14 protein-coding genes are annotated in these 13740 nt (G+C 49.4%); 4 read left to right on the forward strand and 10 right to left on the reverse strand.

The features are described from left to right. Window positions 1-119 precede the first annotated feature (119 nt). Together M2277_RS04555 and M2277_RS04560 are read right to left on the reverse strand one after the other, a co-directional pair. Complete coding sequence (locus M2277_RS04555; protein WP_280754260.1) at window positions 120-2747, reverse strand: winged helix-turn-helix domain-containing protein; 2628 nt, start codon at window positions 2745-2747, stop codon at window positions 120-122. Window positions 2748-2952: 205 nt separating this feature from the next. Next, complete coding sequence (locus M2277_RS04560; protein WP_280754261.1) at window positions 2953-3456, reverse strand: GyrI-like domain-containing protein; 504 nt, start codon at window positions 3454-3456, stop codon at window positions 2953-2955. A 97-nt stretch (window positions 3457-3553) separates the two neighbouring features. On the opposite strand from M2277_RS04560, the gene M2277_RS04565 reads away from it, so the two are divergent. Further along, on the forward strand, window positions 3554-4246 hold the full coding sequence (locus tag M2277_RS04565; protein ID WP_280754262.1) for a GyrI-like domain-containing protein: 693 nt from the start codon (window positions 3554-3556) through the stop codon (window positions 4244-4246). A gap of 363 nt (window positions 4247-4609) precedes the next feature. Here M2277_RS04565 and fabV read toward each other — a convergent pair whose 3' ends face one another. Continuing rightward, a complete protein-coding gene (gene fabV / locus M2277_RS04570) occupies window positions 4610-5800 on the reverse strand; it encodes an enoyl-ACP reductase FabV (protein ID WP_063480392.1) in 1191 nt (396 codons plus the stop codon). 217 nt (window positions 5801-6017) lie between these two features. After that, entirely contained in the window at window positions 6018-6767 is a 750-nt protein-coding gene (locus M2277_RS04575) for an SDR family NAD(P)-dependent oxidoreductase (protein WP_036643402.1), read from the reverse strand. Between the two features lie 144 nt (window positions 6768-6911). Here M2277_RS04575 and M2277_RS04580 point away from each other — a divergent pair, with 144 nt between their 5' ends. Beyond that, entirely contained in the window at window positions 6912-7811 is a 900-nt protein-coding gene (locus M2277_RS04580; protein WP_006212118.1) for a LysR family transcriptional regulator, read from the forward strand. A gap of 100 nt (window positions 7812-7911) precedes the next feature. Here M2277_RS04580 and M2277_RS04585 read toward each other — a convergent pair whose 3' ends face one another. Further along, window positions 7912-8676, reverse strand: a complete 765-nt coding sequence (locus tag M2277_RS04585; protein ID WP_280754263.1) for an exodeoxyribonuclease III — start codon at window positions 8674-8676, stop codon at window positions 7912-7914. A 138-nt stretch (window positions 8677-8814) separates the two neighbouring features. Between M2277_RS04585 and M2277_RS04590 the strand changes: the two genes are divergently transcribed. Then, window positions 8815-8958 carry a hypothetical protein gene (locus M2277_RS04590; RefSeq protein ID WP_006212120.1) on the forward strand — a complete coding sequence of 48 codons (144 nt, stop codon included), beginning with the start codon at window positions 8815-8817 and terminating at the stop codon, window positions 8956-8958. 280 nt (window positions 8959-9238) lie between these two features. Here the strand turns inward: M2277_RS04590 and M2277_RS31685 are convergent, their stop codons facing one another. The 5 genes from M2277_RS31685 to M2277_RS04610 all read right to left on the reverse strand — a co-directional run bounded on the left by M2277_RS31685 (window position 9239) and on the right by M2277_RS04610 (window position 12343). Next, window positions 9239-9454: a VOC family protein gene (locus tag M2277_RS31685; protein ID WP_327196586.1), complete on the reverse strand. Its 216-nt coding sequence runs from the start codon at window positions 9452-9454 to the stop codon at window positions 9239-9241. Window positions 9455-9631: 177 nt separating this feature from the next. Beyond that, on the reverse strand, window positions 9632-10129 hold the full coding sequence (locus M2277_RS04595) for a VOC family protein (RefSeq protein ID WP_280754264.1): 498 nt from the start codon (window positions 10127-10129) through the stop codon (window positions 9632-9634). After that, window positions 10126-10509: a DoxX family protein gene (locus M2277_RS04600; RefSeq protein ID WP_006212125.1), complete on the reverse strand. Its 384-nt coding sequence runs from the start codon at window positions 10507-10509 to the stop codon at window positions 10126-10128. The genes M2277_RS04595 and M2277_RS04600 overlap by 4 nt, the downstream gene beginning before the upstream one ends. Before the next feature lie 63 nt (window positions 10510-10572). After that, window positions 10573-11028: a MarR family winged helix-turn-helix transcriptional regulator gene (locus M2277_RS04605; RefSeq protein ID WP_280754265.1), complete on the reverse strand. Its 456-nt coding sequence runs from the start codon at window positions 11026-11028 to the stop codon at window positions 10573-10575. Window positions 11029-11293: 265 nt separating this feature from the next. Continuing rightward, window positions 11294-12343: a 2,3-butanediol dehydrogenase gene (locus M2277_RS04610; RefSeq protein WP_280754266.1), complete on the reverse strand. Its 1050-nt coding sequence runs from the start codon at window positions 12341-12343 to the stop codon at window positions 11294-11296. A 328-nt stretch (window positions 12344-12671) separates the two neighbouring features. Between M2277_RS04610 and M2277_RS04615 the strand changes: the two genes are divergently transcribed. After that, entirely contained in the window at window positions 12672-13700 is a 1029-nt protein-coding gene (locus tag M2277_RS04615; RefSeq protein ID WP_148246633.1) for a LacI family DNA-binding transcriptional regulator, read from the forward strand. Window positions 13701-13740 lie beyond the last annotated feature (40 nt).

The following is a 13740-nucleotide window of genomic DNA, read 5'->3' on the forward strand; positions in this document are numbered from 1 at the left end:
TAAATAGACCTGCCTTTTTATTTGTGCGCTCCGAATTCATTGTAAGACAACACGTAGCACAAAAAATCCCCCTGAAGGGGGATAGATGAGGGGTGATAAAATGATGAATCGTATCAAGTTCAGGGTCTATTCGTTTTCTTGGGATCGCTCAGCCTCTCGGCCTGCGCAATCGCCTCACTGAGATTGGCTGCATTCAGTTTGCTATAGATCCGTTTCCTGTGCGTCTTCACCGTTTCGTAGGTAACATTCAGTTTCTCCGCAATTTCCCTTCCGCTCAGATGGTCCAGCAATCCCTGAAAAACATCCATCTCCCTTGACGTGAGCAGAGCCTCCAGCGGGGAATTCACCGATTCGGCCATTCCGTCCACTGAGGCAAGAATCGATCTGATAAAAGAAAGGGATGCGGAATCCTTCCCCCGATATCGCCCCTGCTGCTTCGCGCGGATCAGTTCGTGCAGGAGCTCTATAACCGGAGCTCCTTCATCGAGAAAAATCCGGGTAAAATCATTGGCCTCCGATACCTGCAGCGCCTCTTCAAGCTGGATCAGCGCCTTCCGATGCTCCTCCCTGGACTGTAACATGACGGCCGTAATGCATAATATTTCAGCAGCATCGATCGGTCTCATCTCACTCTCCGCAAGGTACAGCAGCCGATCCAACAGCTCTTCGGCTTCATCCCATCTGCCCTGCAGAACAAGAACGCGGGCAAACAGCTGATAATCAAATAATTCGAAGACAGACACCCTGTCCCGGCTCGATAATTGGCACTGTTCGCCCCAAGCCAGTGCAGCCGCCGGATCGCCGTATTGCAATTGGAGACGTATGCCCTCCAGGTGTAAAATTTCCATCCCCCGGGGAATATCCATCCACTTCATCCGCCGCTGCCCGCCTTCAAGCAGTTCCAGAGCTTCGAGCATATGACCCTCGGCGGCCTTGAGTTTCGCTTGCAGAATCCAGCTCGCCACAAGGTCATGCTCGGGCCGGTTTGGATTTTGTCCGATCCACGTCATCGCCTTGGAAACATAATCGGCTGCCGCCGATAGATCATTCCAGTAGTAGAGCACTTCCGCGTGATTAAGGAATAATTTTCCCAGAAAAATCGGATTCACGGCCTGGTACACCTCTGCCATCTGCATGGTGTACGGTGCTGCAATGGCCTTTGAGGCATGACCGCGGCCGATTTTATAAGTTTTTACCGTGATCGGCTGCAGCGGTTTCTCCGGTTGGCCGAACAACATTTTGATCCCATTCGGGGCATATCGCACAACCTGCTCGTATTCCTCCTTGGCGAGCTTCAGATCATTCCGCCCAAACACCATTAACGTCCCGCGCACATAGTGAAGCATTGCCAAATATTCATGGCGCAGCACCTCGCTCAATGCTCCAGAGAATTCGGCATACCAGGCATCCGCTTGATGCAGCAGCTCCTCTCCCTCCGTAATATCCCCCGACTCCTCGGCAATGAGCGAGTTGGCATAGGAGAAAAAGAGAACCGGGTGCTGAAGCAAAATATCGCTGGGAATCACGGATAACCATTTTTGCAGATTCGACCATTCCCAATCCACGACGCGGGAAGTCATCTCGCGCAGCAGCAACACGGCCTGCTCATAATATTGACCTTGCAAGTAATACTCAACGGCTTCCTCCGCAAGGCGTTGTTCACTGCACCAATCACCGGCTGCCTTGTATAGCAATTCCTTATGAATATCCTTCTCCTGTTCCAGTCGTCTCTGCAAAAATTCCGAGAATAAATGATGAAATCGGAACCACTCTCCCTTATCATCCAGTGCCACTACGAATAGGTGGGAACGCTCTATCAATTCGACTAGTTCCCGGCTATCCTCAAACCCAGACACAGCCATACACAGGGATACATTCCACCGCTTCAGGATCGAGTTGGTTAGCAGAAAATGCTTCATCCGATCGTTCTGAACCGAGAACACCTCTTCGAACAAATATTGCTTCACCTCGCGGCTGTCCCCTGCAAAATGGCGGATAAACGGTTCTTTATTCTCCTGCCGCCGCATGGCAATAGATGCAAGTTTGAGGCCGGTAATCCAGCCCTCTGTTTTTCTGACGAGTGCGGAGGACAGCTCTTCGTTCAGCAATAGCTCGGTGCTCTGGAAGAACTGCGCACCCTCCTTCTCTGTAAACCGCATGTCCTCGGTATGGAGTCTGCTGGCGAGCTGTCTTGCTTCCATACGGGCTACAGAGAAACCAGGTTCTGTACGACTGATCAGGCAAACATGGATGCCCCTTGGCAAATGGTCGACAAAATACGAAAATGAAGCTGATAGTATTTCGTTCTGAATCACATGGAAATCGTCCAGCACGAGGATTAGCTCCTCGTTCAGCCTGCCTAGCGTATTCAAGCACACGATGAGCCCCTGCTCATAACCTTCCGTATGCAGCAGCGGCAGCACAGGTTTGACCTCTTCCCAGTAAGCGGGAAACACTTCTGCTATCGCAGCCGATATGTACCTCCAAAAGCGGGAGCCTTGATTATCCCCGGAATCCAGCGACACCCAGGCGGCCTGTTTCCCATGCTGCAGCAGCCACTCGCTGACAAGCGTCGTTTTCCCGAATCCCGCCGGAGCGCAGATCAGTGTCACATTGCCCGACATGGCATCCATCAGCCGTTCACTTAGACGCGGCCGGGGAATCAAGGTGGATACCGTTCTTGGAACGGTTAATTTCGAGTGCAGCAGCGGCTCTTGTGCACCGAGTTCAGTCCCATTTATCATCATACGCCTCCGTATCACCTCGAATTTGACGTTGGGACTTAACCTGATGGCATGGCCCAGACGTGTTAATCCATCATTTCTGTACTATTCTACCATTCCATAATCTGAGCTATAAAGCTTCAATTTCGTCAACCGGTCAATCAAGTAGACAAAGTTCATCTGTCCAAGAAAAAAACCGCTCACTATCAGAGCGGCTCCAGGATACTTGTTATTTCCCCTGATCGGTTTGGACGGGAATCATAATGATAAATTCAGGGTTATCCGCATACGGATCCTGACTCATCGGATATTTTTCGAAGTGGGTTAAATGATCCGGATTATATTCCGTATAGCCTTGCTCGTGAATCCAGCTGTAAATATTATTATAGGATTGCTCTATGCTGTGCTGCCTGCTGTGCTCACAGGCTGCATAGGTAAGTGCAGGTACGGACAATGAAACCATTCCTGCCGGAATTACCTCGATCCGTTCCACTTCGACGACCCCATAATGGATAAATCCTTCTCCATCAGGAAACGCATGATACGACAGCCCCAACAGCGTATCGGTATGTATCGCATAAGGGATCTCCGGCAGCCTCTCTTGCAGCATCCGATGAATCGCGCGAATCCCCCCGGCACCGGCCTCGGCAAACGTCCCTTCCCACTTCAGTCCAACTGCTTGGAAGGCTTCCTTGCTCATGATTTTTGCTTCGTTTCGTTGATTGATTGTCATGGGGATATGCTCCTTTTTCATATTTTTTAAATTCATTATATACTTGAACTATGTCAAAAACTGTCACAGTATAAAAAATAATCAAAGGAGCAGGGTCATGCCAAAAACCGAACGAATCCTTAAGGTCATGCAGCGGGTATATGAACGGCAAAACTTCACGGTAGGCGAGTTAGCTGGGGAATTCTCGGTTTCGTATCGGACAATGCTCCGCTACCTTCATGAGCTGTCCCATCTGGGTGTTCCCCTGTATGCCCATGAGGGAAAGAACGGTGGTTATTCGATCCTGAACACACGCCAGCAGCGAGCGCGCACGGAGCAAACGGGGGAGTCCATTCAGCGGATTATCAAGCCGCAGACCCTGATTGTTGGCCTGGAAATGAAAATCCCTTTCACGGCTTATTATATGTCGCATGCCCTCAAACCCAAGCTGTGGCAAGAGCTTGAGCAGCGTAAGGCTGAAATTCCATATTTGCGGAGAACATCGAAACCCCAATATGTCGCCGCTGTATTAAACCGGCAGCAGATCTATCATTATGTGGCCGGGATGGAGGTAACAACGATCCGTGATATGCCAGAACGGATGGTGAGTCTAACCCTGCCAACGCAGGAGTATGCAATGTATACGCATGAAGGGCATTCCAACAGGGAGGATACTGATCAATCCTATGCTTATGTTCTCCAGCAGCTGAAACAACGCGGTCTTACGCCGAACCCGACACGCTACTGCCTGGAGCTGAGAGCCTCCGTTCATGCTTCTTTGGCTCAAATTTACGTTCCTCTAACCGTATAAAATAGGCTTACAGCCAGAATCAGTACTTCATTCAATGCTTGCCCACTTACACTGCGTTCAAGCGAACTAATCGACAGTGTATACGAGCAGCGGACTCCACAGGCCTTATTTTTGATATATCCGGCTATTTAGGAGGTTAACGGACTCAGGAGACGCTAAGTATAGGAATCCTTGCAAAAAACGGATGTTTTTAAGCAGATAACGTCTCCTGAGTCCGCTTCTTGCTCCAAAACACGGTTTCATGCACAAATTGTGGCTATACGGTCCGCCGACTCCCGATCGATACAGAGGAGAAGCGAAACGTCAACGCTCCTTCCGAAGTTAAAAAACAAGCCCCGGCTCACGTTGGCCGGGGCTCCATTATTAAATGGCTTTCGGATTGTCTACCACAGGGTTTACATCCGCATCATAATCCACGCCGTCGGTTTCAAAGCCGAACAGCTGGAAGAACTCGCGGCGATACCCTGCAAGGTCGGTCAATTCTTCGATGTTCTCGCTTGTAACCTTGCTCCATAATTCCGCAACTTCAGACTGCACATCCTCGCGAAGCTCCCAATCGTCAATCCGGATACGGCCCTTCTCATCCACGGGCGTTTCTTGTCCGTTATAGAGACGATCCGCGAAGAGACGGTAAATCTGCTCAATGCAGCCCTCGTGGAGTCCTTTTTCCTTCATAACTTTGTACAGCGCCGATACGTACAGCGGAACAACCGGGATCGCCGAGCTGGACTGGGTAACCAACGCTTTGCTGACAGTCACGTAAGCACGTCCGCCTCCATCTGCAAGCCTCTCGTTCAGCTTCAGCGCAGTTGCCTCCAGATGATCCTTGGCTTGTCCGATGGATCCATCCCGATAAATGGCCTTGGTGATCTCGGAGCCGATGTAGGAGAACGCAATCGTTGTGACTTTTTCAGCCAGTACGCCGCCTTCAGCCAGCTCATTCATCCACAGCTCCCAATCATCGCCGCCCATCACCTCAACGGTGTTCTTCACTTCCTCTTCCGTAGCGGGCTCGATCGTAACCTCCGTTACTTCACCGGTATGGAAATTCACCGTTTTGTTGGTGTAGGCAGGTCCGATCGGCTTCAATACGGAATTGACCGTTTCGCCGGTTTCAGGCAGGGTGCGGCGCGCCGAGGCAACACTGTACACCACAAGGTCAACTTGGCCCAGTTCCTTGCGGATAAGCTCAACCGTCTTGGCTTTTGTCTCTTGTGTATAAGCATCCCCTGTCACGCTGAACGATTTCAAGCCTGCCGCGTCTGCCGCCTTCTCAAATGCAGCTGAATTATACCAGCCCGCGGAAGCCGTCCGCTTCTCGGTGGCCTGGCTGGGACGGTAAACTCCCACGGTATTCGCCCGGGAGCCAAATGCCGCAGCAATTCTTGCCGACAAACCATACCCTGTCGAGGCGCCGATGACCAGCACATTACGCGGACCTTCGATTCCAGGCTGCTTCAATACATAATCGATCTGCTCCTGTACTTGTGCTTCGCATCCTACAGGATGGGATGTGGTACAAATAAATCCTCGGGTTCTAGGTTTAATAATCATATTTATATACCTCTCTTCCAGTATTCGTCGTCTGACACCATATGTATGGTCTTTTGAATTCCTTTCTATTTTAACTGTTTTTCATGGAGAGAGGAAATCTTTTGACTGAAGAACCAATAAAACCTCCCTTCTAAATAACGGAGGGCATCGCCTTCCATCCAATTAAAAGAGAGGTTCTTCTTGTCATCTATTCGGATTCGATTCTATAGCCGCCGCATTATTTAAATGAAGCATAGCCTTGGTCAGCCATGACCACACTGCCTGTAATGGCGGCTGCTTCGTCTAGGGATACCAGGTAAACCGTATCTGCGACAACTTCAGGCTGGGTTAATTCCCCGCCCATGACTTTGGCTCGCATGGAATCCAGCAGCCCTGAATCTTTATAGCCCTGGATAATCGGTGTGTCTACTGCGCCAGGAGCAACAGCCACAACACGGATGCCATAAGGTGCAAGTTCAAGGGCGGCAGATTTACTCATCATGATGACCGCACCTTTTGTGGCATGATAGGCAAACGTACCCGGCGAAGCCAGGAATCCGAATACGGATGCCGTATTGATGATAACCCCTTTAATGCCAAGCTCCTTCATTTTTCTGCCTGCTGCGATAATGCCGTAAGCTACCCCGTGTTGATTCACGTTAATGGTACGGTGATAGAGATCCATGTTCTGCTCAAGGACCGGTCCAGCTCCGCCAATGCCTGCATTGTTGTGCATGACATCAATACGGCCATATAACTCAACCGCTTTATCAACAAGCGCTTCAACGCTTTCCGGTTTGGAAACATCAACCTGTACAAAAGACGCTTCGCCGCCTTCTTGTTGGATCATATCCACCGTCTCTTGTCCGGCAGCCTCGTTAAAATCGGCAACAACAACACGGTCGCCCTTTCTAGCAAATTTAAGAGAAACCTGACGGCCGATGCCGCTCGCTCCACCGGTAATTACCGCTACGCGTTGTTCTGACATTATCAATGACCTCCTAGGGTAAAATAGCATTATTTCTTGAATATTGTGTGTCCATGTCCTTGTGTTCATTGTAACGATGCGTTATATTTAAGTAAATTTAAACATAATTAATATTACTTAAATTCAAATTAAGGATGCGATCACATGAATCTGGAGCAATTGGAATATATCGTGGAAACCGCCAAGACAGGATCATTAACGAAGGCGGCCCAAAACTGCAACGTTACCCTGTCAGCCGTCAGTCAAGCGGTGTCCAGTCTGGAATCCGAGTTCGGATTCTCCTTGTTCACCCGCTCACGGCTTGGCGCCGTACCTACAGCCGAGGGCCAGCGAATCCTCCAGAAAGCCTATGCCATTTTGGAACAATTTCAGGATCTGAAATCAGAGGCGGAAGGATATTCCAACCTGCTGAGCGGATCTCTTCGGATTGCCACCGTACCCGTACCGTTAACACTATCCATTGATGCGATTATTCAGTTCAAGAAAGATTTTCCCCAGATCCAACTCGAAATCACGGAGAAAGCGACACTTGATATTATTGAGGATATCAAACACAACCAGGCCGATATCGGCTTGATTTTTGTCGATGACGCTATCATCCATCAACACCGCGGACTGCATTTCGGCAAGCTGCTGGTAAGTAAATTCGTCGTGGGGGTCAGCCGTCAATCCCCGCTTGCAATGAGGCAGTCCATTACGCCTGAGGAGCTGTGCAAATATCCGCTCGTCCTCTATAAGGATGATCAGCTCTTGAAGCTTATGGATCAGTTCCAGGAACAATACGGGCAAATGGATCTGCTCTTCTCAACCAACCAGACGAGGGTCATACAGAAGGTCGTCGAAGAGAATGTAGCGGTTACGGTGGGGGTTGATTTGTCCTTCTCCAGCTTCACTCCCATACCTTCGGGAAACATCGTCACGCTGGAGCTGGAGATGCCCCCCGGCCACGCTGCTTCTTCATTCGGCTGGGTGCAGCCCGGAACCCACCATCTGTCAAAGCCAGCCTCGATCTTTCTGGACAAGCTGAAGCATCAGATAGGATGAACGCAGCCTTTGCTCCCAAATATAAAAGCCAACCGACAAGTAGGGTCGTGACCGTTATCCAGTCCCCTGCTTCCGGTTGGCTTTTTCAGAAAAATCTGTATTAACGTAATGACTCGCTAAGTGTCAAACTCACCGGACAATGGTCACTTCCCATCACATGGCAGTCAATCTCGGCATCCTTGAGCTTTTCGGACAAACGGGCAGACACCAGAAAATAGTCGATGCGCCAGCCGATATTCCGCTCTCTGACCTTAGCCATATACGACCACCAGCTGTATACATCTGTCCGGTCCGGATAGAAGAATCGAAAGGAATCGATGAAGCCCGCTGCCAACAGATCGGTCATTTTGCCGCGTTCTTCCAGCGTGAAGCCGGAGTTGCCGTGATTGGATTTGGCATTTTTCAGGTCGATCTCCTGATGGGCCACATTCAAATCTCCGCATACGATGACGGGTTTGCGTTCATCAAGCTGAAGCAGATAATGGCGGAACCGCTCTTCCCATTCCAATCGATAAGGAAGCCTGCTCAGGTCCCGCTTGGCATTCGGTGTATACACGTTCACCAGATAGAAGCCCTCAAACTCCAGCGTAATCACTCTCCCCTCCGGTTCGCTGTCCTCCTCCAAGCCATATCGTACAGACAAAGGGGCAATTCTCGTAAATACCGCTGTCCCCGAGTACCCTTTCTTCTCGGCATAGTTCCAATACTGCTGATATTCAGGCCCCAGATCCAGTTCAATCTGTCCGGCTTGCAGCTTCGTTTCTTGCACGCAAAATATATCGGCATCCGCCTGTTGAAAATAATCGTTAAAACCCTTTGTTACGCAGGCCCGCAGGCCGTTGACATTCCATGATACCAGCTTCATACTCATAAACCTCCATAATGATTCGTAAGCTACTAAATTCTATAATGGTAGCACGTGATAGGTTAACGGACAAGATTTCATGAATAAACCGCTGCCGAATCAGGAACAACATTAAATGACTAAAAGGAGGGATACACTTTGACAGGCAGAAACAGCAAACCGAAGAACGATGGTCCATCCAGCAATCCGGAGCGTCTGGATCAATATGGCGACAAGTTCGCTTCAGAGAACGAAGAGGAGTTTACATCGGCTGCAGAAGAGCATTGCAGGGACCAGGATTGACGGATGAACCTCTGCCGTTCCTTGGTCGGCATCAAAAAACACACACCTGCTTTTCCTAGGGTGTGTGTTTTTGCATATCTTTGGGCTCCTATTCTGTCACACCGAAATGATTACCATCCGGATCGATCAGCGCGAAACCTTGGAATCCATCGAATTGCTCGATTTCCCCGACATCTGCTCCCTTCTTCTTCAGCCGGTCATAAAATGCGTTGGATATCTGTCGTATGAATGTTGAAATACTGTCCCACTCCATAATTATTTTTGGGAAACTTAGGCTGCGTCACTTCATCGGACCGAACGAGACAAACATCACCTTCTCGTCGTTCAGTTTCATAACGATTGCTTCCGGTTCGTCTCGATGTGTAATCTCAAATCCTAGCTTATCGATATACCAGTCCGTAGATCGCTTCAAATTACTTACCGGAACAAAGATGCCTACACAAGAATCGTTTTTTCCATGTTTGTGTCCTCGGCTCCTTCCGTCATCGATAGAAATTCAGCGATTTCCCTCGCTCTGAAATCAAATACATCTGCAAGCAATATAACAACCATCGCTCAGTATCGGTGCAGCTTAGTTTGTAAATCGGATAGATCCAACTTATGTTCTGACATATTGGTTCCCACCTCGCTAACTAGTTCTATGGGAGCCGTTGTTTTCCTCTTTTACATTGTGCTACCCGGTTTGATTGCTAGGCCAAGCTGCCTCTAGTTGAATGCCGTTATTATCGATGAATATATAATTGCGGATGCTGCCCAGATTATAAATATCAGTCATAACAACACCGTGTAGACGGAGGTTATCCCGCAAAGCCAGTGCATTGTCCTCCGACGGCAGGGCGAACGCGATATGCTGGAGCGCCCCCGGTAAGAAACGGTATAAATCCTCAGATATCGGCTCCTTTGATAATCGCTTTAACGTCTCTGCGCTTTGGAATATTTGCGCCTCCTTGTATTCGAAAAAGTGTACCCCCCACGTCTTCGTGTCTCCGGGCTTCACAAAACAATGTCTACCCCGGCCTTTAACGGCCGGAAATATTTCCCCTGCCTGCATGCCAAGCAAGTTCACATAAAAATCAAGCGTGGCCTCTAAATCACGAGTAACCAAAGCGATGTGATGGATCCCCTGCCATTGCAACTCTTCATACGCAATATTCTCAGACGGACGACTCATGGCATATCCAGCTCCTTTTTGTTGGATTTATAGACGAATCGATAACGGAACAACAACATTAAAATGAATATGACGAGCCACTGGCCAGCCAGCAATGCTTCAAAAGTTTGGCCTACCTTCCACTCTGATAGAACCGCTCCCGCCATTAGCAAGGTCAAGCCCGCCGCTGCATAGGATGTTGTTCGAGGAATGACCAGCAGAATGGCGCCCACAACCTCAAGCACTCCCACCGCGATCCTTGACCATGCCGGATAACCTAATTCATGAAACATCTCAACCATTCGCCCCGTCCCCATCAACTTCTGAATGCCGTTCTGAGCAAAAAACAAAGCGGTACCCCAAACGACAGTCCAGCCGATAACAATCAGCCATTTGTTCATTACGATTGCTCCTCTACAAGTAATTAGAATTCTAACTATTTTCTCAAAAAAAGAGCACCTTCCTCACTCTTTTTCAAACAGACCGACCATTTTCACAAGCAGCTTCTTCAAAGTCTCAAATTCTTCCTCCGTCATCCCTTCCCTGACATGGTGGTCTACATCTGCCGCCAGATGCTGGGTCTCCTCCGCTAACCGCAAGCCTTCATCCGTTAGAAATATCCGTTTATAGCGCCCATCCTCCGGATGATCTTTGCGGATAACCAGTCCTTTGGCGGCCAAACCGTTGATCAGGCTGGTCACACTAGGTCGTTCAATCATCAGAACCAGCTCCAGCTCGGAAGAGGTAATACCCGGAAAATGGCGGATTGCCCCAAGTGCGCTCCACTGCGTATGGGTAAGCCCTGTCGCTTTCAACTCTTTCTCCATTTCACGCCGAAGCGTAATATAACTGTTTTTGACCAAACGGCCGATCGGCCCTTGATCCCACTTCCATTCATGTTGCTGTGTTTCGAGCTTCATTACGGCATCGCCTCGATCTTATAGTTAGAATTCTAATTATTATATTACGCAATTTCCCCTTCCGATGTCAACTTGATGGCCCCTCCGAGATTTCGGTTGGGTTGGTCGTCTCCTGCTTCGGAGCGCCCTACTTTATCTATTTGCTGATCAAGGATGAAGTTGTACGGGTATAACAAAAGAACGGCCATTACCTCCCGGTATTACAGGAGGAAATCACCGTTCTTTTGTGTCATGCGCTAAAGCATGTACAAAGGCAGTACTGCGTTTAGTGAGCACTTACCAGGATTTTCACCTGGTTCTTCTCTTTGAGCAGGGCCTCAAAGCCCCGGTCAATCACCTCGTCCAGTTTGATCCGCTGGGTTACCAGCTTATCCGCAGGGAAGAATCCTTTTTCCATCAGGCTAATGACAGCCGGGAATACGTCGCGATAACCGATGATTCCGGTAATATTCCGCTCCTTCATCACGACATCATTCGGCACGATGGGCGCGGAGGTTTCGAAGATGCTAACAATCATAATCTGTCCGCCGATCTTCGTGGAGTTGATCGCTTGGCTCAGTACAGGAGGGACACCCGTAACCTCGAATGCCACATCGACTCCACCACCGGTGCGGCGATGAAGCTCATCCACCACAGCGTGGGCTTTCGGATCCAACACAATGGCACCCAACTCCTCGGCTTTCTGTTTCCGCTCCGGGGACAGTTCCACCGCGTAGATTTCAGAAGCGCCTGCTGCCTTCAATGCTTCGATCACAAGCAGACCGATTGGCCCGGCTCCGAAGACCACAGCTCGATCCCCGGCTTTCAGCTGACTTTGGCGCACGGCATACAGCGCGACCGCCGCAGGTTCTACCAAGGCTCCCTGTTCATAAGAGACACCGTCTGGAATTTTATGAACCATATGCTCATCGGCTGCCACATATTCGGAGAATCCGCCGCCACCGCCGGCAAGCCCAAGAAAGCCCATTTCTTCGCATAGATTATATTTCCCTTGTCGGCAAGCGTCGCATGTTCCGCATGAAAATACAGGCTCAACGACCACTCGGTCATCAGCCTTGAATTTCGTAACGCCTTCGCCAACCTCTACCACCTGGCCGGAAAATTCATGGCCCATAACGACGGGAGCCTGTTCTCCTGTAAGCGTATGAGGTGTATTCTCAGGTATAAATATAGGCCCGGCCACGTATTCATGGAGATCACTGCCACAAATGCCGCACCATTCAACCTTGATTTTCACTTTTCCATTCGTTGCTTGAGGCTCCGCTATCGTCTCCAAACGCAGATCCTTCACGCCATGCCAGCGCAATGCTTGCATTGTCTTCATCTCCTTATGAGTTCGAAAAAATAAGAATGAAATAGGAAACGTTTCCGAAATCAAATATGTCACAGTTTTGACATTCTGTCAAACCCCGCAGCCCCAAATGTATGAAAAGTCATGGACAACTTACGATTGTGCTTACTCTTTATTTTACAAGGCGATAAAGCTAACTGTTCCGATGAAACAATCTCGGTATTCTTCGTCTTACATGAGTACCATGATTTAAGTACATTCTTAATGTTATAATATAGATATGGCTCGATTTATTCTCCAAATTACATTCAGAACAGGAAACGTTTCCGATATAGAGAGGACTTTTTCGAATATGGTGAACCCCAAAAAAGTGACAATTGAAGATGTCGCTAAAAAAGCGGGCGTCGGTATTGCCACTGTGTCCAGAGCGATCAACAACAGCAAGGGAATCAGTCCCGCAACAAAAGCACGGATCCTGCAAGTGATCGAGGAAATCGGATTTAGTCCGGATACATCAGCTCAAAGCCTGAAGGTTCGCCAGACGAATCAAATTGCCTTGGCCGTGCCGGACATCCGGAATGCCATTATCCCGGAAATCGCCTGGTCGGTCGAACAGACCGCCAAGCAGCATGGATATCGTGTCGTTCAGATCAATACAGCTGGCAACGCCCGCAACGAGCTTGAAATTGTGAGGGATATCAAGAAGCTGCACGTGGATGGTCTGATTATTATGCCGCTGGCCTATCCCAAAACACTGGGCGAGCAAATCAATAAATCCAGCCTGCCCGTCTCCATCATTAATTACGGGAAGCAGTTAGGCGAGGAGTATAAGGCCGATATTGTCGGACTTGCCCGCCAGGAGGGCAGACTTGTCATGGAGCATCTGCTGAAAATCGGACGAACCCGAATCGCCTATGCCGGAGCCCCCAAAGATAAAATCGAAGAGCGGTATTGGGCATATGAGCAGTCGCTGAAGCAGGTCGATCCGTCCCTCGTTTATTTCGGGGAGGATTTCTCATTTGAAACGGGGGTTCGTGCAGCAGACTATTTTTATGGACTGAAGCATATGCCGGACGCCATCTATGCGGTTAACGACATGGTCGCCATCGGCATTGTCAATCGCTTTAAGGAGCTGCATATACGGATTCCCGAAGATGTGGCGGTCGTAGGCATCGATAACAATGCTTGGACAACCGTTACCAATCCGCAGATCAGTTCGGTTTCCATCATGGGGGACGAAGTTGCGCGTCTGGCTACGGAACTGCTCCTCAAGCGCCTTCGCGAGCAAAAGTCCGGCCAATACGAGCGTGTGCAATTCGAACCGCGGCTCATCGTGAGGGAATCCAGCATTTCCGTCATTCGAAACGCGACAACCGACTAGGGTTGCCGGACAATAAACAAAGCCTGGATGCGAAGTTCCA

The sequence above is a fragment of the Paenibacillus sp. LBL genome (assembly GCF_029893715.1).
Classification (GTDB): domain Bacteria; phylum Bacillota; class Bacilli; order Paenibacillales; family Paenibacillaceae; genus Paenibacillus_AQ; species Paenibacillus_AQ glucanolyticus.